This is a genomic window from Ignatzschineria ureiclastica (assembly GCF_003121845.1).
GTDB classification, from domain to species: Bacteria; Pseudomonadota; Gammaproteobacteria; order Cardiobacteriales; family Wohlfahrtiimonadaceae; genus Ignatzschineria; species Ignatzschineria ureiclastica.
On record NZ_QEWQ01000004.1, the window covers coordinates 414,972 to 439,239 of the forward strand.

Annotated in this window: 16 protein-coding genes and 1 CRISPR repeat array; of the genes, 8 read left to right on the forward strand and 8 right to left on the reverse strand. The window is 39.2% G+C overall.

All coding sequences use genetic code 11. The features are described from left to right. Positions 1-359 precede the first annotated feature (359 nt). Together DC083_RS07320 and DC083_RS07325 are read left to right on the forward strand one after the other, a co-directional pair. Complete coding sequence (locus DC083_RS07320; RefSeq protein WP_109189557.1) at positions 360-1,640, forward strand: hypothetical protein; 1,281 nt, start codon at positions 360-362, stop codon at positions 1,638-1,640. Positions 1,641-1,675: 35 nt separating this feature from the next. After that, a complete protein-coding gene (locus tag DC083_RS07325; protein ID WP_109189558.1) occupies positions 1,676-2,047 on the forward strand; it encodes a hypothetical protein in 372 nt (123 codons plus the stop codon). Between the two features lie 76 nt (positions 2,048-2,123). Here DC083_RS07325 and DC083_RS07330 read toward each other — a convergent pair whose 3' ends face one another. Together DC083_RS07330 and DC083_RS10375 are read right to left on the reverse strand one after the other, a co-directional pair. Then, complete coding sequence (locus DC083_RS07330) at positions 2,124-3,173, reverse strand: NAD(P)-dependent alcohol dehydrogenase (protein WP_109189559.1); 1,050 nt, start codon at positions 3,171-3,173, stop codon at positions 2,124-2,126. A 77-nt stretch (positions 3,174-3,250) separates the two neighbouring features. Then, a complete protein-coding gene (locus tag DC083_RS10375; RefSeq protein ID WP_229822318.1) occupies positions 3,251-3,514 on the reverse strand; it encodes an NYN domain-containing protein in 264 nt (87 codons plus the stop codon). A 997-nt stretch (positions 3,515-4,511) separates the two neighbouring features. Here DC083_RS10375 and DC083_RS07340 point away from each other — a divergent pair. Then, on the forward strand, positions 4,512-5,360 hold the full coding sequence (locus DC083_RS07340) for an endonuclease (protein ID WP_109189560.1): 849 nt from the start codon (positions 4,512-4,514) through the stop codon (positions 5,358-5,360). A 306-nt stretch (positions 5,361-5,666) separates the two neighbouring features. On the opposite strand, the gene DC083_RS07345 is transcribed toward DC083_RS07340, so the two are convergent. Then, the gene (locus tag DC083_RS07345) at positions 5,667-5,885 is read right to left on the reverse strand and encodes a heavy-metal-associated domain-containing protein (protein WP_109189561.1); all 219 of its coding nucleotides are present in this window, start codon (positions 5,883-5,885) and stop codon (positions 5,667-5,669) included. Positions 5,886-6,126: 241 nt separating this feature from the next. Between DC083_RS07345 and DC083_RS07350 the strand changes: the two genes are divergently transcribed. Both DC083_RS07350 and DC083_RS07355 read left to right on the forward strand, forming a co-directional pair. Further along, positions 6,127-7,056, forward strand: coding sequence for an NAD-dependent epimerase/dehydratase family protein (locus tag DC083_RS07350; RefSeq protein ID WP_109189562.1), 930 nt, complete (start codon positions 6,127-6,129; stop codon positions 7,054-7,056). 255 nt (positions 7,057-7,311) lie between these two features. Then, entirely contained in the window at positions 7,312-8,313 is a 1,002-nt protein-coding gene (locus tag DC083_RS07355) for an FUSC family protein (RefSeq protein WP_109189563.1), read from the forward strand. Positions 8,314-8,600: 287 nt separating this feature from the next. Here DC083_RS07355 and DC083_RS07360 read toward each other — a convergent pair whose 3' ends face one another. Both DC083_RS07360 and purD read right to left on the reverse strand, forming a co-directional pair. Continuing rightward, positions 8,601-10,715 carry a BCCT family transporter gene (locus DC083_RS07360; RefSeq protein ID WP_229822387.1) on the reverse strand — a complete coding sequence of 705 codons (2,115 nt, stop codon included), beginning with the start codon at positions 10,713-10,715 and terminating at the stop codon, positions 8,601-8,603. Positions 10,716-11,406: 691 nt separating this feature from the next. Then, a complete protein-coding gene (gene purD, locus DC083_RS07365) occupies positions 11,407-12,687 on the reverse strand; it encodes a phosphoribosylamine--glycine ligase (RefSeq protein WP_109189565.1) in 1,281 nt (426 codons plus the stop codon). 479 nt (positions 12,688-13,166) lie between these two features. Between purD and DC083_RS07370 the strand changes: the two genes are divergently transcribed. Continuing rightward, the gene (locus DC083_RS07370) at positions 13,167-13,370 is read left to right on the forward strand and encodes a YqaE/Pmp3 family membrane protein (RefSeq protein WP_109189566.1); all 204 of its coding nucleotides are present in this window, start codon (positions 13,167-13,169) and stop codon (positions 13,368-13,370) included. A gap of 76 nt (positions 13,371-13,446) precedes the next feature. Here DC083_RS07370 and DC083_RS07375 read toward each other — a convergent pair whose 3' ends face one another. Then, positions 13,447-14,340: a DMT family transporter gene (locus DC083_RS07375; protein WP_109189567.1), complete on the reverse strand. Its 894-nt coding sequence runs from the start codon at positions 14,338-14,340 to the stop codon at positions 13,447-13,449. A 460-nt stretch (positions 14,341-14,800) separates the two neighbouring features. On the opposite strand from DC083_RS07375, the gene DC083_RS07380 reads away from it, so the two are divergent. Next, entirely contained in the window at positions 14,801-15,982 is a 1,182-nt protein-coding gene (locus tag DC083_RS07380; protein ID WP_109189568.1) for a M20 family metallopeptidase, read from the forward strand. Positions 15,983-16,405: 423 nt separating this feature from the next. Continuing rightward, the gene (locus DC083_RS07385) at positions 16,406-17,686 is read left to right on the forward strand and encodes an NAD(P)/FAD-dependent oxidoreductase (protein ID WP_109189703.1); all 1,281 of its coding nucleotides are present in this window, start codon (positions 16,406-16,408) and stop codon (positions 17,684-17,686) included. 134 nt (positions 17,687-17,820) lie between these two features. After that, positions 17,821-22,471: a CRISPR direct-repeat array (repeat unit 28 nt; unit sequence TTTCTAAGCCGCCTATGTGGCGGTTAAC). 131 nt (positions 22,472-22,602) lie between these two features. Here DC083_RS07385 and cas6f read toward each other — a convergent pair. Together cas6f and cas5fv are read right to left on the reverse strand one after the other, a co-directional pair. Continuing rightward, positions 22,603-23,226 carry a type I-F CRISPR-associated endoribonuclease Cas6/Csy4 gene (gene cas6f / locus DC083_RS07390; RefSeq protein WP_109189569.1) on the reverse strand — a complete coding sequence of 208 codons (624 nt, stop codon included), beginning with the start codon at positions 23,224-23,226 and terminating at the stop codon, positions 22,603-22,605. A gap of 12 nt (positions 23,227-23,238) precedes the next feature. Then, positions 23,239-24,264, reverse strand: a complete 1,026-nt coding sequence (gene cas5fv / locus DC083_RS07395) for a type I-Fv CRISPR-associated protein Cas5fv (protein ID WP_109189570.1) — start codon at positions 24,262-24,264, stop codon at positions 23,239-23,241. Positions 24,265-24,268: the final 4 nt, after the last annotated feature.

The window sequence follows — 24,268 nt, forward strand, 5'->3', positions numbered from 1 at the left end:
CAGGCAAAATTTTACCGATATTTACGGTTTTATTTATGCTATTAGTTTATGATTATGATTTTAGGGAATAGTGACTCTTTTTAATATAGGGAGATCGGTTCAAAATAAGCTTATTGAAATGCCGGCTGATCGAGGCAAGAAAGCTGTTCTATCAGGCATCTTGTAAGTGTTGATGAGTCAGGTTTTATCTTCTTTTAAAACCCTACAATAGCTGTTTAACGATCATGTCCCTTAAACCAAATTTACTATAAGTGAATAGAAGCCCTTCACTTTCCTAAAAACCGAAAACTATCACTCATCCAGAAATAGTGCATATTATTCGCAATAAAAATTAACAAGAAAAGAGAAAGGATTACGTTTTGGATTGGCAAGCCTGGAAATTTAAAAATCGCGATAAAATTAAACATATTGTGGGATATGAAGAGAAGTTTGTTGATGAAATTTTGAGTAAAATTCCAGAGATCACCCCATCAGATCTCTTTGCGCAATTTCCCTTTAAAGATCATAGAGGTCATAATCGCTATATCGATTTTATGATCTTCAATCGAGAAAAAGGCTATCAACTCCCTATCGAACTCGATGGTTACTCGAAGATTAATAATAAAGAATATCGCGTCTTCAATGATTTCTTAGAGCGGCAAAATGATCTCATTCAACAATTTGGTATTGTTCTGCGTTATACCAATAAAAAAGCCTTCAGACATCAAGATGAGGTCAGAAAAGAGATTCGAAATGCCCTTCGATTACAAGCCAATCGACAAGTGACCGAGCAACTTAAACAGACTCAAATTCAAGCATTGATTGATGAATATGAAGCTAAAATTGCCCAATATGAATCGCAACAAATCGCTGAAGTCAATAATAACGACCAAGAATCTTCAGAGCACTTCAAAGAACAGCAGCAAGAGATCGCCCTTGTTAAACAAAGTCTATCTCTCTTTAAGCAGAATCATCTGCATGAACTCGAAAGCATGCAACAAGAGCTCTCTAATCTTAAAAATTGGCAAAACTCAGAACTAGGCTCCATAACAACGGAAATAAAAAAGACTCTCTACATCGGCATCGCAGTTATTGCTATTTTACTGATCATTGGGTTTCTATTTTTTAGCACTGATAAATCTAATCAGACTCATCCTGCTACTAACAATAGGGAGATCGCGACCGCTAATTCTCCGACCAATGAGCCTTCAGCCATGCTTCAATCTTCAGAAACACTCAATAATACCAGTAACATGCAAAAAGCGGATCAACCTAATAATGATCCTATCGCTAACAAACAAGCCTTATTACATAATGAGATATCTCCTAGTAGACAAAAGGAGACCATTTCAGCTAATCATTCAACAACTTCCCCGAGCTATATTACAGCGCAAGAAGCCTACAAATATATCGGCCAATCAAAATTAGTTTGTGGCAATATTGTTGAAGAAAAATCTTTTGCGAAAGGGATATTCCTCAATTTTGACCGCCCTTATCCTAATACACCATTAACGATTGTACTTTGGGATAACAAAAATAGTGATAGTGCGCAATTACAAGCCAAAGCCACAGAGAAAAGATGGCTCTGTATTGAAGGTAAAATCGAGTCTTACAAAAATAAACCTCGTATTAACTTGCGCTCTTTAGAGCAAATTCATTAATCCTACCCATAACGATTCCCTATAGGCGATTATCTATGTATAAAAACATCATCTGTATCGTTTTTAGTCTGCTCTGCTTAAGCGCCATTGCAAGCGCTAATGAGACCAAAATTGAGGCTTTCAAAGCGCCGTTTTATCTTAATCAATCGGTATTGGCTTGCGGAAAGTTAGCAGAGATTAAACATTTCAAGAATCGCCATTATCTCAATCTCGATGCACCTTTCCCCAAACAGACGCTAACTTTATTAATATGGGATAATCACTATCCTCAATTTGAAGAGAAATTGGGTAAACTCGATCAATATCTTAATCGCCGATTTTGTGGTCTAGGCGTTATTGAACAATACAATGATCAATTACAAATTAAATTGAGCAATCCCCATTTTCTACGCTTAATGACACCGTAACACATCAAAAAACCTGAGTACATTTCAAACTGTACTCAGGTTTCTCTTCTTTAATGATGATTAAAGACCGCACTCATTACTGAAAATCAGCCACATCAATCACAAAACGATATTTCACATCGCTTTTTTGCATTCTCTCATAAGCTTCATTGATCTCTTCCATTTTAATCACTTCTACATCGGCAGTAATATTATGCTGACCGCAGAAATCTAATAGCTCTTGGGTCTCTTGAATACCGCCAATTACAGAGCCGGCAATAGTGCGTCTTCCGAGAATTAAGGGCACTGTGTTGACTTCATCGAGATTCCCTAAATAGCCTACTAACACTAATGTTCCATTTAGTGTCAATGTAGGAATATAAGGCGAAAGATCATGGTTATTGGGGACAGTATCAATAATGAGATCAAACTGATTAGCGACAGCTTCCATCGCCTTTTCATCTGTTGACAAGACAATATGATGAGCACCTAATCGCTTCGCATCTTCCACTTTATTCAAAGAACGGGTAAAAAGTGTGACATCCGCCCCTAATGCATTCGCTAATTTAAGCGCCATATGACCAAGTCCACCTAATCCTACAACCGCCACTTTACTACCTTTACCGACATTCCAATGACGAAGTGGTGACCAAGTGGTAATCCCGGCGCAAACAATTGGTGGTGTACTTTTAAGATCGAGATTCTCCGGCACTTTTAATACAAAGTCCTCTGTACAGATCATCATTTTTGAATAGCCACCATAGGTTGGTAGATGATCATGCCGATCAATATCGCTATAGGTTCCAACATTACCCTCTTCACAATATTGCTCCAATCCCGCTTGACAAGGGTTACAAGTCCGACAAGAATCCACCATACAACCAACAGCCACAAGATCTCCTACTTGAAATTTGGTAACCTCACTACCCACTTCCGTCACTCGCCCGACAACCTCATGTCCCGGTACGATAGGATAAGTCGAGTCGCCCCAATCGTTTTCTACTTGATGCAAATCAGAATGGCAGACACCGCAATAGAGTACATCAAACACCACATCATCCGGCCGAGGATCCCGGCGCTCAAAAGTGTAAGGTTTCAGAGCATCTTTCGCCTCATACGCTGCAAAACCATTTACCGTTCTAGCCATAACAAAACTCCTTGTGAATAGTGACAATAATTCCTATATAGGAGTATTTATTGTAGCATTTTCAAATTGACCTGTTATTACTTGCTATCATTACTCTTAGATCTATTTTGCCTATTTTCTTTAGGAATCCATATAAGATCCTTTTTGGGGCTTTGGAGTCCATCGATATGTTCAAATAACTCTGGATTAATATCAATACCCATCGGATCTAATATAAAGTCAATCCCTTCCCTTCTAGCTAATTTTGCAGCAGGTACAAAATCTGCATCGCCTGCAATCAAAATTATTTGTTTAACAAGCTTTTTCAAGGTTAATGATGATATATCGATTCCAATTTTCATATCGACACCTTTTTGTCTAAAAGATGGCTCTACGTCATTTTCAGTAATATCTTCTAGTTTTTTTCTTCCTTTTAAGAGATCTTGAATAACTCTATTTTTGTAGGTCCAGCTAGTATTTGTAATTTTTCCAAATCGTAAAGCTACTTTCTCAATTTTTTAAGCTCAATATGTAATGCTGTTCTAAATAGATATTCTTTAGTCTTGGTTGAATCATAAGTAACTTTAGAAATTAGATTATGCCCTTTATATTGAGCAGGAGGACAATCATAAAAGAAAATTCTATAGAGATCTCTCTTTCTGCTATTTCCTTTCGCATTCAAATGGGACAAGGCATATTCAAAAATAAAAGTAGCTACTTTTTTAGGATCATACAAATATCATCTACTTCTTGTTGGGATAACCCTTTAGGATATTTGTTGCTTAAATAACGAGATCTTTTTATCAAAAAAGCACCATCAATTAATATGGCTGTTGGCATTTGATATTACCTCAAAAAAACAAAAGCCCGGTGGTTCGGCACTACCTTAAATAGAGTGGTAGGCTTACTGCAACCGGGCATATAATAATTTATATGCTACTTATCTACATAAATATTGTCAAAATATTTATAAGCTTATTCTGCCCGTTCGTGGTTAACTAGAAGAGATTTACTGTAAATCTACCTATCATCTTAAGTTTCAAAATTTTGTGTTCTCTTATCTTTATTTTTCAGTCAGATTTAACACATTGAGTTTATGCAAATTTTTAAAGAACAAAAAATAGGGTTTCGATACAAAACACCCTATATAAAAATATAGTACATCATTATAATAATGTTAATTTGTAATATTAATTAAAATTAAACGAAGCATATTATCAAGTATAAGCATTTGAAATCCATAAGGTTATTTATAACACTGGCTCTCTTTACTGATAAATGCCCGCTTTTCGCCCATAATAGCCTACTCTTTTGCAGTACAATGATCCCTTTCATTATTATTCGATATTATAAAATATTATGGCTAAAAAAAGACGAACCAATAAAAATCAGAAACAAGTTGCTAATATTGCAAACAAATTCTTTCAGAAGAAGAATCCAATTTATTGGCTTTTAGGCATTATCGTGCTCGTGCTGGGGGCTTATTTTACCGACTTTGATATTCGCCAATTTGAATTTCCTAAAGATCAAGAAGCTCGGCAACGGGTAATCTCTGAACAAAATTTTAATAAAGCGAAAACTGAACTTACCAAAATCTATAAAGCTCATCCCGAACAGAAAGAGTTTTATTGTGGTTGTGATTTCTCTTGGGAAGGTCGAAAGGGTATTGTTGATCTGAAAAGCTGTGGTTATAAAGTTCGTAAAAATGAGGTACGCGCCAATCGGATTGAATGGGAACATGTCATGCCGGCATATGCTTTCGGCAATCAACTCCAATGTTGGAAAAATGGCGGTCGAGAGAATTGTAAAACACAACCGAATTACAGTATTCAATTTAATACAATGGAAGGCGATATGCATAATCTCCAGCCGGCTGTGGGTGAGGTCAATGCGGATCGCTCTAATTTTGGTTTTAATGAGTTCACGAAAACTTTTAATCAATATGGTCAATGTCAATTTGCTACTGATTTTAAAAATCGTCAGGTGCAGCCTCGTAATGAGATTAAAGGGATGATTGCTAGAACTTATCTCTATATGGCTGATCGCTACGGATTAAACCTCTCCAAAAACGAAGAACGTCTAATGAGCGCTTGGAATAAAAGTTATCCCGTACAAAAATGGGAATGTGAGCGTAATCGGATTATTGAATCGGTACAAGGCAATGATAACCCTTTTATTACTCAGCAATGCCAAGCACTAGGACTTTAATTCAATTAATTATAGTAAATTGGGTGTAAAAAATGGTTTTGAGCAGAGAATATGGGGTTTTAAAAAAGATAAAACCTTACACAACAATACTTGCAAAATACCGGATAGAATAGTTTCTTGCCTTGATCAGCCGATGCGCCAGTATTTAAATAATGCTTATCATGAACTGATATTACTCTACATCAATTCACTTCCTCGAATAATCATTCAATAGTAAACAATAGATCATCGAGAGGCCATCGCCGTGATAGGATGGCCTTTCCTTTTGATGAGGAATAGACTTCATTCCTCCACTTATCTATTCAGTTATTCTCCAACAACCGTTGCGGCGAAACCAATATCATCAATGACTTCGATAATAGCGCCGATTGAGATGATCTTCTCTTCAAATTCAACTTCTGTCTCTTTCTTATCAACACTAGAAGTCGCGCTAATCACGCCATCTAACTCATTTAATGCAGCATCAATGCTAGAAGTACAATGACCACAGCTAATTTCAGGGATACTTAATACGACTTTTTTCATGGAAATACTCCTATTTGAGTTTATGATATTAATAATTCTCTTGAGACTTTCGGATCGCTATATGACTCGAAAGCCCAATGATGTTATATAGCTGATAACCTATCTAGTCTACCAAACTTTAACTGAAGGCGTTTGTCCCTTTTGCCGGCAATACATACACAATATAATGTACCTACATTTACTCATTGATTCCTATTATCTCTTATTTCCTCAACCTTGATTCTCTATTATTGCGAGTTTAATGATGCCTCAATTATCTAACCATTCTCCACAAAACCCCATTTCCCCGATGAATGCTAAGATCACCATTATCGGTGCCGGTTGGTTAGGCTCTGCTCTAGCGCTTAGCTTAGCAAAATCAGGGGCAGATGTAATTGCGACCAAGCGGCAAGTAATCGATAAAAAAACGCTAATTGAAAATCATCCCATTCACTATCGCCCATTTCAGATACAAGATATTGCCAATCTTGATCTAGAGAATCTAAGTGTCAGCCAACGTGCTTATTTTACTGAGTTATTGAGTCATCGAACGGTGATTTTTACACTGCCACCTAGTGCATTTAAACCTCTAAACTCAGAAGAGCTCGCATTATCGCTCTTAGAATCGACACGCATTTTAATCGATCGATTCCTGCTCATTGCGACAAAATTGGGTGTGAAACGACTATTCTATACAAGCTCAACCTCGATCTATGGCAACAGTAGCGGTATTATTAATGAAGCATTGCCGGCATTGCCCCAAACGGAATCAGCGCAGATTTGTCGGTTAATAGAGGACGCTTTTATAGAAAGCCCCATTCCCGCTACGATTCTTCGTCTTGCCGGGCTAATCGGACCTAATCGCCATCCGGTTTATTATTTGAGCGGTAGAGATCATATCGCAAGCCCCTACCAACTGGTTAATTTGGTGCATCAGACAGATGTCATTACCGCCATCTCGGCACTGATTGCGCGAAATACACCTATACAAAATGAGATCTACAATATTGTTTCACCCTGCCATCCTACTCGTATTTGCTACTATGAAGCCGTTGCACGCCGCTTGCAACTGCCCTTGCCGCAATTTGCAGATGCGATGCCGGAACTTAAAAAGATCATTGACGGTAGCCTTATTACTGAAAATGGGGATTTTAGTTATCAACAATTAGATTTAGTCAATGCGCCTTTATAGATCAATCATTACATAAATCCTGATTGTAGAAATGTCTATATCTCTTTTAATTTAAAGAGATTATCTTAGATGCATTATTTATTTTTTATTTATGATTATTAATATTTAGTCATATCGTATTTGAAATATTCTTATAATTATTTAAGCTAGTTATTTACGCTCATCATTAGTTCATTATTTAATGGGCTATCGTGAAATATGGGTAGAAGGCTCACGATACTATTTTCTGTAATTTAAAAGGATTAACTTACGACTATGAACTTATTTCATATTCAACGTGGCTACTTTAAAGATAGCTTTGTTTTCTTAGGAAGTATGATTCTCAGTGCGCTGATTGCCGCCCAATTTATGGGATTACGAGGCGCGATTGTTTGGACCTCTTTCTCTGTTCTCTGTACTTATGCCCTCTATAATGCTAAACCCGATCGTTCTAATTACCTCTATCTCATTCTCTGGATGACATTGGTACTTGGAAGTGCTTATGTTGGGCAGATGCTCCATTTGACCTGGTGGTTTTATCTCTATCTCTTTGTTTTAAGTTATTTCTACTACTATCTCTTTGGACGAGATCCTGTATTTGATCGCGCGATGCGATTTGTCATTATTCTCTCAACTATAGGGACAGCCCTCCCGAAAATTACCGATGGTTTGCCCATTGGTTCTGCAATTGGCACCATTTCAGCGCTGATTGTATGTCACTTTTTATTGCGTAAAAATATGGATCTTGAAGCTTTTAAACAGGGGATTTTTAGCCAGGATCTCTTTCGGCTACAAACCCATCTGATTCCGCGCGCTTTTATCTATAGTTTAGGCATGTTCTTAACGCTACTCATCCCCCATTATCTCGGGATTGAGAAAAATTATTGGGCCACCATTACCTTTGTTATGGTGATGCCACCAAAAGCCTCAACCGTCTTTCGTAACTCTCTCCTGCGTTTCTTAGGAAGTATTGTGGCAGTACTTGTACTCTTTCTACTATTCCAAGTCCCACAATATCTACCGCAGATGAATGAGACTTACTATATGATCGGATTACTCTTCATTTTCTCTTTTATCTTACCCTTGAGTTTTACAAAAGGGTTTGCCACCGTCACATTTTGGGTGACCTGCTATAGTTTAGTGATGGTCGAGTTAGCAATGTATTGGAATCATCCTGTTTTAGCGCTATTAACTGATCGTATTGTAGAAACGGCTCTTGGCGGAATAATTGCAATTATCACCAGTTGGATTCTAAAGATTATGCGTCAACAGGATTAAAAACATTGATATAGTGACTTTGGTTTAAGAAAAATTGGTTTAAGCAGCTAGTGTGGGATCTTAAAAGACTATAAAACTGTACTAAACAAGACTTGCAAGATGCCGGATTAAACAGAGTCCTTACTTCTTAGAACCGATGTGCTGGTATTTAAGTGAGCTTATTTTGAACCGATATTACTATAAAAAACCTATCTTTTAATAATAAGGAAGAGATAAAAAAGCCAAGATCCTCATCAGATCTTGGCTTTTCTTTATCTCAATACTTGACTGACGACTACGTCAATTGATTAATCATTCGGATTAGAACCGACCTCATAATCAGAACGCATTTCAAAGTTTTGAATGAAGTAATGGTGACTTGTGTATTGATCCACAATATCATTCATCACATTATCTTTGGTGTAACCCATAATGTCATAACCTTTACTACCATCATCGAGATAGACTTCTGCGCGGAAGTATTTCTGATCTTCCTGATCTGTCTCTTCATCTATCAATGTGAAGCTGGGTTTGAGGTAATGTTTTGCTTTAACACGATAGATAAAGTTTGCATTCTCACCATGATCTACTTCAAAAGTAATATCATCATCCTGCTCTGTATTAATGTTGACAGTTAAGCCCTGTTTGACAAACTCTGCTTTTACCTCTTCAAAAGCAGGAATGACAACCGCTTCCATAAACTTAATCACATTACCACGACGAGGATAGACCATTACATTACGAAGACGCTTCTGCCAACCACCAGAGTCAACAGTGCTTGGCTGTACATACATATTCGCTTTGCTACGAATATCGATCTTACCAATATCCATTCTGAGCGCTTTAATGAGCCCATAAATTGAGATTAGAATAACAATACTAAATGGAAATGCGGTCGTTGTAGAAACGGCTTGTAGTGACCCTAACCCCCCATTTAACAGTAATACAATCGCAATCACACCTGTAATTGAACCCCAGAAGATCCGCTGCCAAAGTGGTGTGACTTCCACATCTTTCTTACTTGAAAGCATATCCATGACAAGCGCACCTGAGTCCGCACTCGTTACGAAGAAGACTGCCACCATCACCACTGACACAAACGAAATCGCACCGCGAATCCATTCTGCAGGAATGAAGTTTTGTACTGTTTCTGAAACTGGGAAATGACTAATAAAAGCGAAGAGTGCTTTTGAACTTCCATCAGGTCCTAAAAGTGTCTCTTTAAGCGCCATAATATGATCATTTTCGAGCATATCGATTGCTGAGTTACCAAATACCGTCATCCAGAAGAAGGTAAATCCTGCCGGAATTAAGAGAACACCGCCGACGAAGTTACGAATCGTACGACCGCGAGAGATCTTAGCAATAAACATCCCTACGAATGGAGACCAAGCAATCCACCAACCCCAATATGAGATAGTCCAACCACCTAACCAACCATCGATACTCTCTTTAAGCGCCGGTGAAGAGGCCGCTTCATAGCTAAACATATTAAAGGTAATGCCAAAAATACTAGAGAAATAGTTTCCGATATTTTGCATTAACACTTCGAGTAAGAAGAGTACCTTGCCACCAAATAGGAAGACAAAGAGTACTAAGGCAAAAGCTAAGATCAGGTTAAGTTCTGATAGGAATTTAATCCCTTTATCAAGCCCCATACTCACCGAAAGCGTTGCACAAGCAGTTGTGACGATGATTAAAATCACCTGCGTTGTCGAAGCAACCGGAATCGAAGGAAATAGTACATTCAGACCTGTATTGATCTGCATTACCCCGAAGCCGAGTGTAGTCGCAACCCCGAATACGGTACCAATCACAGCAAAAGTATCAATTGCATCACCCCAACGACCATAAATACGATCGCCAATCATCGGATAAAGTGCTGATCTTAATGCGAGCGGTAAGTTCATACGGAAACTAAAATAGGCTAATACTAAACCGACGATTCCATAGATAGCCCAAGCATGCACTCCCCAATGGAAGAAGGTAATATTCATCGCTGTCTTTGCAGCTTCAATAGTCTCGCCATCACCGATAGGGGGAAGTAGATAATGAAGCAGAGGCTCTGCAACACCGAAGAACATGATCCCGATCCCCATCCCGGTTGAGAAGAGCATCGCAAACCAACTCTTATCACTATACGCTGGCTCCGAGTGATCTGGCCCTAGCTTGATAGTTCCAAATCGGCTTAGTGCCACATAAATGAAAGCAAGAAGAATAATACCTACAGCGAGTAGATAGTACCATCCAAGATTTTCTGTAATCCAACCTAATAGCCCTGAGAAAAAATCAGGCGCATCAGGATGGAATATTGCTATTGCAATAATTGCGAGAATAATAATATTCGCGCTAATAAAAACGGGTAAATGCAGAGATGAAAATAAGCCACCTTCGGATTTTTTTTTCGTCTCATTCTCTGGCAAATTCCCTTTAATATTTGTTGCCACCATAATATATAATCCTTTCTGAACTGCTGTTAGAGAGATTAAATTGCGTTAAAGACCCCATGTCTTTAATAATTCTCGATCATATACGATCTAAAATAATTGAAAAATAATAGCACAATATCAATCAGTTCTCATGTTACACCCGTTAAAACCAATAAAATTAGCTTATTTTTTTGTCAATATTTCGCAGAATTTTTAGACCTTTTTTGTACTATCCGTTCGCCTAACGCCCTTTCTACGACTTTCTGAGCATAAAACCATTTTTATGATATAAATCCAACTGTTAACTAATCCTCTCAAAATATTGAATTTCTATTAGGGAAAGAAATCAGCATAAAATAGTTCTCTCTTTTGCAAGATAAAACCGATTGCCAAATATTTAGTAAAATTTATACATATCATTGACATTTATAATAAAACTATAATCACCCATATAATCTTGACCATTATTATAACGTTACCAGTTTATAGAAAGTACTATCCTCCGTACTATCCATACTATGCATTCTTTTGTCATTTCTTTAAAAATCTACTGAAGGATAAAAACAAAAAACGATCACGAATATCTAAAATCAGACATTCATTGATCGTTTTTCTTGTTGATAGCCTATTATTTATATCAATAGATTAGCCCTTACTCAGTTACTGTAACTATCGGCTTATCTCATTACGATTGGCGTTTAAATTGTTTATGACCAATATCGCTACGATAGAAAGTATGCGGTACTTTTAAGGCTTCCATTGTCTGATAGACCTTATCATAGGCTGATTTAAAATCATCGGCGATAGCGACATTTAACAAAATTCGGCCACCATTGCTCAAAAGCACCTCACTATCTCCGCTCTTCTCTGCTTTAACGCCGGCATAGAATACTAATTCATCAATGCCATTAATCACAGGTTTATTGAGCGGATAACCCAATTGTGGTGCGTCAGGATAACCTTCGGCAGCTAAAACAACACCGATAGCATATTGATCATGCCACTCAACCGCCGGTAGCGCTTTACCAGTTAATAAGCCGTGAATAATCTCAATAAAATCAGTCTTGAGAAGCGGTAGAATAATCTGCGCTTCAGGATCTCCAAAACGCGCATTAAATTCGATGACTTTAAAGCCTTCTGCAGTTAAAAATAGACCACCGTAGAGAAATCCGGTATAAGGCGTTCCCTCTTTTGCTAGTCCATCAACAATCGGTTGCATAATTGTCTTCACCGCAGTTGCAACTTCATCGCTATCCGCTTTAAAAGTCGGCGCATAAGCGCCCATTCCGCCAGTATTAGGACCTTCATCATTGTCATAAGCTCGTTTATGATCTTGCGCCATCACCATTGGAATCACTTGACCATTATGGACAAAACACATCAATGAGAACTCTTCTCCGACCAACATCTCTTCGATTAAGATACATGCGCCGGCATCGCCAAAGCGATTTCCCTCAAGCATATCCTCAATCGTCGCAAAAGCTTCTTCAAGTGTTTCAGGAATGACAACCCCTTTCCCGGCCGCTAAACCATCGGCTTTAATCACAATGGGTAGACCAATTTCACCCACATAGGCTTTAGCCATTTGGCTATCAGTAAAACTTTGAGAATGCGCGGTCGGCGCACCATATTTAACCATCATCTGTTTTGAGAAATCTTTACTACTTTCAATCTGCGCAGCTTTAGCACTTGGGCCCCAAACAAGCAGATTACGGCGATTAAATTCATCAGCAACACCGGCCACTAAACTTGCTTCAGGACCGATAATGGTCACATCAATATCATTGGCTTCCGCCCAATTAGCAAGCGCAACTGCATCTGTTTCGGCAATATCCACTAACGTTGCATCTTGCACCATTCCGGCATTTCCCGGCGCAACAAATACCTCTGATACTAATGAACTTTGGGCACTTTTCCAAGCAAGGGCATGTTCTCTGCCCCCTTTTCCGACAATTAAAACTTTCATCCGATCATTCCATCCCGATTGATTGTGATTATAAAAATGAGGTTAGTTGTGTGGTGCTTTGTTACACGAAAATAGCCCTAAATTTACAAAATAGTGAGCGTTATTTCTCGCTTTGAAAGTATAACAATATTACTACGTTGATGTCAGCCTTTCCCTACTTTTCATTCTCAATCTCCGAAAGATAACCGGAATAAGATCAATAATTTATTTTGATAACACAATAGTTGAAAAAAGAGATGAAGTCCTTACTATAAATTCAGCAACTCTTAAGTTATCCATTGAGTATATTCATTGAGTAATTTATGATGTTTATGATATTTGTGATTATTTATCATAATGATGCCTTATCGAGTATCAATATATATTCAAATTCATTAATCATGAGCAATTGATCATGAACAATGGGTTCAATATGTAATGGATATATACAACTGAGCTATTTTTATTATTTTTCGACTCACTCACAAGAGATTTTTAATATGCGTTTAATTATTGCCATTTTCCTCCCTTGGTTGCTCTTCTTCACCATTGGTCGTCCTATTTCAGGCTTAGTCTGCCTTATTTTACAAATCACTCTTATCGGCTGGGTGCCAGCAGCGATCTGGGCTGTGTATGAATTATCTCAATATAATACTGATAAAAAGATTGAAGCGTTTAATCGCCGCAATGGCACACATCTATAATCAGATTATGATCGTAAATTTAAAACAGGATCACTTTTCATAGAGTTGATCCTGTTTTTTTACGTCTATTTTATGTCTAAACTGTGATCTTACCTGCCTTTGTAGCTTGGCGATTAGGTATAAAAGTTGTAGCGATTCCAAGCAGAATTAATCCACCGCCGATAAGCAGATAGCGATCTATCGGTTCTTGTAAAATTAATATCGCTAAGGTAATCGTTAAAAGAGGCGTAAGATTCAGAAAGAGAGCCGAACGATTCGCACCAATTTGTGCAACGCCCCGTAGCCATAGATAAGGGGCAATTAAGGATGCCGGAATAGCGGCATAAGCAATCAGCCCTGCGGCATTGAATGATAGCGCATAATGCCCTTGATAGATAAAAAAGGGGAATAGAATCACAAGTCCAATGCCGATCTGTAGATAGAGAAAATTCCAGGTATTAATCTCAAGACTCCAACGTTTGACCAAGACGGTATAGAGCGCATAAGCCGATGATGAGATTAAGAGTAGAAACTCCCCCTTGTGCCCTTCTAATGCGATCAAATTCGATAGTTCCCCTTTAGTACTTAGGTAAATAACCCCCAAAAAGGCCAATAAAAACCCACTGATCAGCCAAATCGTTACCGGCGTTCGTAAAAGAAATGTACCGAAAAGCAGAATTAGAATCGGGACTAAGCCGCCAAAAATCGCCAATGTGGTTGCCGGCACCATCTGTACTGCATAATAGATGATACTTTGATAGAGTACGATTCGCAGAAAGCCTAAGACGGCCACTTTCCAAAAGTGTGTCCGTAAAAAAGGAATCTCTTGTCTAATCCCTCGAATTACAAAAGGCGTTAAAACTAGAAAGGCAAAGAACCAACGATAAAATGCCATTGCCTCGGCATTCACAACGCCGACACTTAATTTGCTTACGATCGTATTGAATGCCCAGATAGATACCGCAAAAAAGGGAAAAAGATAAGGATTCATAGTGTACTCAGCTTAAGGGAATAATAAAAATTCGATATTCGATTCGATGAAGGATTCGATAATATGGGCAAAATTGTAGCAGTTCCGATTTAATCAGACAGATTTTCTTATCTCTATCGTTTTAACTGTTTATTTGGGGAATTATAGTAAATCTGGTTTAAGAAAAATGGCTTTTACATAGCTATTGTGGGGGGTTAAAAGAACATAAAACCTGACTCACCAACACTTGCACGATGCCGGATAGAACGGCTTCCTTGTCTCGATCAACCGATGCGCCGGCATTTTAATAAACTTATTTTGAACCGATCTCACTATATTGATCAAAAAATAAAATAAGCTGACATTCACTCCAAAAATGCCTACAGTGAATAGAATCAATGAGAATAGCCAAATCTAAATAGATAAAAGCAAGATCACAATAGCTATCCATAAAAATCACTAAAAGTAAAAAGGGGATACCATGTTACAACATCAAATTAAAGAACTCATTCAAAATGCAGAACCTGATTTAATCGCCTTTCGCCGAGAATTGCATATGCATCCCGAGCTTCCTTGGGAAGAGTTTGAAACAACAAAACGCATTGCGCGTGAACTCGATAAACTCGGGATTGAATATCGCCTTACTCAACCGACCGGTATTATTGCCGAAATTAAAGGAGGAAAGCCTGGTAAAACCGTTGCTTTGCGTGGTGATATCGATGCTTTACCTATTTTAGAGTTAAGCGATATTCCTTATAAATCTCAAAATGAGGGGAAAATGCATGCCTGTGGCCATGATACACATACAGCTATGCTATTGACGGCTGCAAGGGTGCTAAATGAAGTTAAAGATGAAATTCCCGGCAACGTTCGTTTTATCTTTCAACCTGCCGAGGAAATTGCTGAGGGCGCAAAAGAGATGGTGGCACAAGGCGCTATGGAGAATGTCGATAATGTCTTTGGTATGCATATTTGGACTGTAATGCCGGCCGGTAAAATCTCTTGTGAAGCGGGTCCTCGTATGGCTTCTGCGGATATCGTAAAGATCCATTTTAAAGGTAAAGGCGGCCATGGTTCACTGCCTAATCAATGTGTCGATGCCGCAGTGGTGGCCTCCTCTTTTGTCATGAATGTCCAAGCGGCTGTTTCAAGAGAAACTCATCCCTTAGATGCCGCAGTGATCTCCATTGGAAAAATGGAGGTCGGTACACGCTTTAATGTGATTGCCGAAAATGCTTATTTAGAAGGAACTGTTCGCACATTCTCAGTTGAAAATAGAGATCGCATTCGGGATGCTATTCATCGCTTTGCAGAATATACGGCAGCTATGTATGGTGCTTCAGCGACCGTTGATTATCATTACGGTACATTGCCCGTCATCAATGATGAGAAGAGCTCGGCATTGGCAACAGAAGTTGTGACACAACAATTTGGCCTTGATGCACTTATCACAGATCGCCCAACCACTGGCGCTGAAGATTTTAGCTACTATACAGAAAAAGCGCCGGGCTGTTTTGCATTCCTCGGCACCGCAAACCCTGAAGCAGATAGCGAATGGGCACATCATCATGGTCGCTTTAATGTAGATGAATCGACGCTCAAGCAAGGCGCAGAACTCTATGCACAATATGCCCTTGCCTATCTATCGCAAAATATATTTTAGCTCAGACTTATTTCTATAAAGCCTCTTTTAGTCAAAAAATGGCAATTGAATGAATTAACACAGCGAATAGACGTTATAGCTCAGAAGCCATAACTAAGAAACTATAGCTCAGAACGGATAATTTAAAATAGATAAATCAAATATTAAATAACATTTTAAAATAATGTTTTATAAAATATATATTTATGTATAATGATGTTAGCTAAGATTTACTATTTGAAATTAACAAGTTAATTAAAAAATACGTTAACTAAAAACAGATTAATGGAATCTTAGTTAACTATTAAAAGGATTTTATAGTGATTTAGTGAGTAACGGTAACCGCTTGTAGAGATCTGTTTCTGTAATTTCGATTGCATCTAACAATGAATATAAGTGGTTATTTTCTATCTCTGTGTTAAGACTATAAAAGGAGCACTTATGATGAAGAAAAAAGTCATCGTATTAGGCGGTAACTTTGCCGGTTTAGGCGCTGCGCAAAAAATTCGTGAATATGCCAAAGATGAAGTGGATATTACGGTTATTGACCGTAAGTCATATCTGCTTTATGTTCCCAATATTCCAGCTGAAGTATTAGAGAATCGTAATCCTGAGTACTCTCTCAAAATGGATATTCCTACCACTTTGAAGAAAGATAAAATTGATTTTATCCATGCCGAAGTTACCAAGATTGACCCAAAAGCCCAGACTGTTTCAATAATTCCAAATGAGCGCCCTGGTGCTGAACCGCACACAATCGCTTATGATTATCTCGTCATTGCATTAGGAGCAAAACTCGCTTACGACAAGATAGAAGGTTTTGCCGAGTATGGTGATACGGTTTCTGACTTCTATCATGGTAATAAATTACGTAAAAAACTCCATGATGGAACTTATAAAGGCGGTCCTATTGTTGTAGGTTCTGCAAGATTCCATCAAGGCGATGGCGCCAAAGGACTTGAGCCCTATCCTGGCGGGCAGATTCCAGATGCAATGGCCGCTTGCGAAGGACCACCTGTTGAGATCAGTTTAGGTTTAGCCGATTGGCTTGAGCGCCATAAAATGGGCGATGCTTCTAAAATCACAATCACAACGCCTGGCGAGATGATTGCCGAAGATGCCGGCGATAAAGTGGTGCCACAATTACTAGATGTTGCCGGTAAAATGGGCTTCAAATATGTGAATAACACCAAAGATATCGTGAAATTGACGAAAGATTCTATTGTTTTTGCAAATGGTACAGAACTACCTGCAGAACTGAAGATTGTTTTCCCCGATTGGGAAGCGCATGATTTCCTAAAAGGTTTAGAGATTAGTGATAATCAAGGCTTTATTATTACTGACCTTTTAATGCGTAATCCAAAATACAAAAACATCTTCGCTGCCGGTGATTGTGCTGCAGTTACCATGCCAAAACTAGGGGCTATCGGCCATCAACAATGTGAAATCATCGGCCGACAAGTTGCATTGGATCTTGGCAAAATGGATGCAGAAAAAGCCAATGAAACCCTTAAACCTTGGGTATTTTGTATTGGTGATATTGGAAGCGGCAAAGGCTTCTACATTCGCTCGAACTCTTGGTTTGGTGGCGATACACAGGTTCTCAAAATGGGTCGTATTCCTTATATGCTCAAAATGCAATATAAAACCCTCTTCTTTGAAACCGATGGTAAAGTCCCTGTTTGGGGAAATGATGTTGCTGAAATTATGGCAGAAAAGATTTAATATACTTTCCTATTAATCAGAATTTCTCATATCCAACATAGAGATAAAAAGATCCCGCCAATTGGCGGGATTTTCTATTAAAAAACCTGTTCGGCGGTTAACAAAACCTCTTCCTAAGAAGAGGTCTTACGAGCTTTCTAAGCCGCCTGTGCGGCGGTTAACAATGTTTCTATCTGCTTCGATACGTTCCCGTTTTTCTAAGCCGCCTGTACGGCGGTTAACCAATGCACAGAACGAGAACCCACGATCGAAGCTTTCTAAGCCGCCTATGTGGCGGTTAACTATATATAAGATATCTTCAGTGTGGGCAATTGTTTCTAAGCCGCCTATCCGGCGGTTAACTTTCCCCCATTGAGCTAAGTTGCTCGCTTTTTTTTCTAAGCCGCCTATCCGGCGGTTAACGGTCGAATATATGATGACTGCAAGTCCTGAATTTTCTAAGCCGCCTATCCGGCGGTTAACTATAAATGATCGTGAAATTTTTTAGCGGTAAATTTCTAAGCCGCCTATCCGGCGGTTAACGAATGAAATTAAAGAATCAAGAGATCACGGGTTTTCTAAGCCGCCTATCCGGCGGTTAACTAAGCGTGATCTCAATGCCTGGGCTTTCCGCATTTCTAAGCCGCCTATCCGGCGGTTAACCTGAAAAGTCAGCTAATGGCGTTTGAAAGTTTTTTCTAAGCCGCCTATCCGGCGGTTAACTACCTGTCATCCCCTCTGCCTTTAACGGCGACTTTCTAAGCCGCCTATGTGGCGGTTAACATGCAAGCTCACATTTTCTATTGTGATGTTTTTTTCTAAGCCGCCTATGTGGCGGTTAACTGACCTCGTAGCCGTTTAGCGCAATTAAATGCTTTCTAAGCCGCCTATGTGGCGGTTAACCTCAGACTGTAAAAGCTCAGTCACTGCGCTTATTTCTAAGCCGCCTATGTGGCGGTTAACGATTTGGAACCACAATCCTTGGGAGTCGTATTTTTCTAAGCCGCCTATGTGGCGGTTAACTCGGGTCCAACTGTGGACGGTCGTAACATTCCTTTCTAAGCCGCCTATGTGGCGGTTAACTTTGAAGTCTTTGCTCGCACAAGCAACTTCTTTTTCTAAGCCGCCTATGTGGCGGTTAACGCGCTTAAAGCAGATGCAGAGCGCTATTCTGTTTTCTAAGCCGCCTATGTGGCGGTTAACTGCATCAGAATTTGTGAGAGAGAGATCGTAAATTTCTAAGCCGCCTATGTGGCGGTTAACTCGACGTGAGTCCTTTGATTCGCTCAGTTTTCTTTCTAAGCCGCCTATGTGGCGGTTAACAGCATAGTGCATATAAGAGAAATACTAAAGAACTTTCTAAGCCGCCTATGTGGCGGTTAACCGGCGTTTGTGCATTGGGATCTGTGCTTTCAGTTTCTAAGCCGCCTATGTGGCGGTTAACGTTGCCCCGCAAACAGAGGAGATCAGCAAAATTTTCTAAGCCGCCTATGTGGCGGTTAACCATCACCCGCTTTTGCAAGATCAAGCGTAGACTTTCTAAGCCGCCTATGTGGCGGTTAACTCTGTATCAGATCGTGAGCAATATAGCGGTGTTTTCTAAGCCGCCTATGTGGCGGTTAACTCTGTATCAGATCGTGAGCAATATAGCGGTGTTTTCTAAGCCGCCTATGTGGCGGTTAACGGGAGCGCTATTTGATGAAAGAGAATGATGAGTTTCTAAGCCGCCTATGTGGCGGTTAACACAGTTCGATTAGTTGATTAATAACCCAGTGCTTTCTAAGCCGCCTATGTGGCGGTTAACTAGCAATACCTCGCGGATCTTCTTTCACTTCTTTTCTAAGCCGCCTATGTGGCGGTTAACCATTACTAAAATCGTTAGAAGTGTAAGCGATTTTTCTAAGCCGCCTATGTGGCGGTTAACATTAAGGCTTTTAATTCATCAATCATTTTTCTTTTCTAAGCCGCCTATGTGGCGGTTAACGAAAATGAAATGCTGCCGCTCTTTGAAGAAATTTTCTAAGCCGCCTATGTGGCGGTTAACTACACATGACCGGCGAACATCATTCACCAGCCTTTCTAAGCCGCCTATGTGGCGCTTAACCAAATCACGTCCCGCGAACCCCCGTCCGAATTTTTCTAAGCCGCCTATGTGGCGGTTAACCATGACCTGCGCTTGCATGAACATCGTATCTATTTCTAAGCCGCCTATGTGGCGGTTAACAATTCATAAAGCCAGTCATCTTTTCCTTTTTTTTTCTAAGCCGCCTATGTGGCGGTTAACTGATTGGCAAAGAGGAATTAGAGCGCTTGAAATTTCTAAGCCGCCTATGTGGCGGTTAACCTGAAGTCAGCCTGATCGGTGAGCATATTATGTTTCTAAGCCGCCTATGTGGCGGTTAACTAATCAAAAGAGCTGAAGAAGAAGCCCAAAAATTTCTAAGCCGCCTATGTGGCGGTTAACTGACGCTTGATGAATTGGTGCAGAAAATCGCTTTTCTAAGCCGCCTATGTGGCGGTTAACTTCCGGCGTTTTCTCTTTTAGGTGGCGGGATTTTTCTAAGCCGCCTATGTGGCGGTTAACATCAAAACGACATTCCAAAGCGATGATAAATTTTTCTAAGCCGCCTATGTGGCGGTTAACATGTTTGAAAAATATATTGAACATAGATCTCATTTCTAAGCCGCCTATGTGGCGGTTAACTAAATCAATATGTTATGCAATGTTTGTTACTTTTTCTAAGCCGCCTATGTGGCGGTTAACATGACCTAACCGGTCAAGATGAAGAGAATTACTTTCTAAGCCGCCTATGTGGCGGTTAACTAAATTTAATCGCTTTATTGATATATTTTTCATTTCTAAGCCGCCTATGTGGCGGTTAACTTTAATTGAGAACTTGCCCAACCGTATCCTGTTTTCTAAGCCGCCTATGTGGCGGTTAACTCAAAAAATTACGGGAACAGGCGGAACATTTATTTCTAAGCCGCCTATGTGGCGGTTAACGAGATCTCGATTATGAGATCAACAATCAGACTGTTTCTAAGCCGCCTATGTGGCGGTTAACAAGTATTTTCATTGAATGAATTTAAACATTGATTTCTAAGCCGCCTATGTGGCGGTTAACACCCTTTTGTTGGATGCTCAATTCAATCAAAATTTCTAAGCCGCCTATGTGGCGGTTAACAAAGCAAACCCCGAACATTCCCGCACCAAAGTTTTCTAAGCCGCCTATGTGGCGGTTAACAGAATCGCAGCAGGTCAAGAAGAGAAGATTAATTTCTAAGCCGCCTATGTGGCGGTTAACTATCTAATGCGCAAAACGCACAGTTTTTTTTATTTCTAAGCCGCCTATGTGGCGGTTAACTTGTGAAAGATGCGACCGGCATTGAATTATCATTTCTAAGCCGCCTATGTGGCGGTTAACTTAAGCGCTTTATCTATGATTTTATGATTTTTTTTCTAAGCCGCCTATGTGGCGGTTAACCAATTGATGATTTGCCGATTAAGAAAACGACATTTCTAAGCCGCCTATGTGGCGGTTAACTCGCGGATAATAGATTGGCTGAACTGTCTGACTTTTCTAAGCCGCCTATGTGGCGGTTAACTCCATGTTGACGACTGAGAATGAACACTTCAATTTCTAAGCCGCCTATGTGGCGGTTAACATCATATTGACCTCTATTGCGGTGTGCCTGTATTTCTAAGCCGCCTATGTGGCGGTTAACGGGGCGAGCAATCAGACGTTGATCTAGCATACTTTCTAAGCCGCCTATGTGGCGGTTAACCACCCTCAGCCCATCCCGTAAAGATCATTTCATTTCTAAGCCGCCTATGTGGCGGTTAACGACCTGACTCTACTCGACCGCCCTTGATTATCTTTCTAAGCCGCCTATGTGGCGGTTAACCTCAAAAAGTCGCTCATTTGGGGCTTGAAAGATTTCTAAGCCGCCTATGTGGCGGTTAACTTTGCAGGGCAACCATAGGAGCTAATCAAAAATTTCTAAGCCGCCTATGTGGCGGTTAACTCTTTTCGATTAGTGTAAGGTTCTAAAAGATCTTTCTAAGCCGCCTATGTGGCGGTTAACCGACGGCAAAAAGAAATACGGCAATTTAAACTTTTCTAAGCCGCCTATGTGGCGGTTAACTACTCTAATTTGATCATCAGGCATTCTCTGTATTTCTAAGCCGCCTATGTGGCGGTTAACTTATCGATTATTTCTAGAGGTCTAAAGCCGGATTTCTAAGCCGCCTATGTGGCGGTTAACTTAGCCCGACAACAATAACTAAAATAATGTCATTTCTAAGCCGCCTATGTGGCGGTTAACTTGAAGATGGCTCTTTATCGTGGAAAGCGAAGTTTCTAAGCCGCCTATGTGGCGGTTAACCTCACTTGTAACAATCGATTCAGAGATCGAGTTTTCTAAGCCGCCTATGTGGCGGTTAACTGCCTGTACTCGACACAAGTCAGCAATTTGCCTTTCTAAGCCGCCTATGTGGCGGTTAACCGATGCTTAGCACTGCCACAGATTAATTTTTATTTCTAAGCCGCCTATGTGGCGGTTAACGTAGAAGTCATATCTTTCAATGCTTTACCTGATTTCTAAGCCGCCTATGTGGCGGTTAACTTAAGGGCGATGTAGTAAAGCGATCAACAGATTTTCTAAGCCGCCTATGTGGCGGTTAACTTTAAGATCAAGCGCAAATTCATCGTAAATGATTTCTAAGCCGCCTATGTGGCGGTTAACGCTTGTTCGTGACGATGGCGGAATCAAGGTTTTTTCTAAGCCGCCTATGTGGCGGTTAACTATAGATTAAAAGCTCAAAATAGGGAGAAATTCTAATTTCTTGAGTATTTCACCCTAAAAAACTAATGATTTCTCCCTTTCTTATAACCTACTGAATTATATCCAATTTTTTAAAGAGCAAAAAATAATGGTTAAAACTCAGGAACAATGCCCCCAGCAGATAAACCATAAGTTGTAAATAGCTGATGAGTGCTATTTTCTAAATTTTTTTCTTGCACAACTTCTTTTTTGACAAAAAGCTTAAATGAATTATCTCGATGAAGACTCTTCATCTGAATATAAGGGTAATAGACTTTTTTAAACTCCCAATCATCATACCGAGTCAGAGCCTCATCTACAGATATTGAATGTAATTGAGCGTAGTATTCAGCATATTCCCTCTTCTCTTTTCTCAATCGAGATTCACCTTTTGGTCGGCAATAAAGATATTTCGCATAACCATCAATTTTAGTGGGGATTTCCTTAATTGATTGAATGTGTACAGAATCTAATAATCGATCTAACCACTTTGGAAGGGCGAGAAGAAAAAGCTCTTCTTTTGTTTCTGCAAAAATGCGGATTTTATCTCCTAAGATACCAATATTGGCTTTCTCATTAAAAAAGTAATTAGGAAAAGATACGCCATAATGGATTCTGCCGTTTTTATCTTTACGCTCTACAAATGCCAAATGTATCTGGGTAAAAATTCTAGACCAAAGGGAATACAAGTTGCCTTGACTATTCTCAATCAATGTTAACTCAATGTAATATTTCATCTTACATTTCCTTTATATACGAATATCTGAAACATACGCTAATCCTTTCTTACCAAGATAAAAGGCTGAAACTCCGGCATTTCGAATCTTATCTTCTAGATCACGTGCTTCTTCAAAAGAAATATTCAAGTTTATCGTAAGTTTTCCCGTTGCTTTAGTCAGTAGCTGTGTCATTTCCCCCTCACCCTTTACTCTCGTTTTGAGTAAATAAGGATTTCCCCATACTAATTTTTTGGGACCCGTCGTATAACGTTTCATAAAATCTTTTTTGGTAAATCCTCTTTTGGATATACCACTTAACCCTCCTTGCGCGGTTACAACTTCACTTAAATCATATTGTTTACTTAAACGATCGAGTTGAATATATAAAGCCGCTGTATAAAAACTAATAGGGGTAAATAGACCTTTCGCTGTAAGTTTAAAATCGACCTCCGGAAAACTACGGACTATTTTTTCATAAGCCTCTTTTAACTTCCCCTCTAACCCAATAGCTTTAAGTGTATTTAGTAACTCTAATTGTTCAATCACACTAATAGGATCTAAAATTGGAAGATTTTCTGTATTCATTTGAATATCATCAGCAAGAATCCAATTAGCGATATCTGGGAAAGGTATAAATAATACACCCCATAAACTTGCAGAAAACTCACTATTAAAAGATAGATCTTTTGTCTTAATCATGCCTGTAAAGGAGTTTTGATCTTCACTACCTGAAATATTACGGATAAATACCATTTCTTGATCTTTGTATTGAATATGATCTTCGATATCCTTATCTGTCAATATAGATTCGATATGTTGAAAATAGTAGTTTTCATCTAACCTTGATTGATAGAGCTTACGCTGATCCCCTATTAATCTATTCAAAATCCCCATCACTGTATCTTTGGTGATTTGGTGCGCTTTATAATTACCCGCTTTCTTTAATTCAGTCATAGATGCAATAAACTTACGACCATTCTTTGGTAATGGCTCATTATTAGAGCCATCTAAGAAAGAATTTCGCCAAGAGGATTCATAATCAATAATGATTTGCATGCCT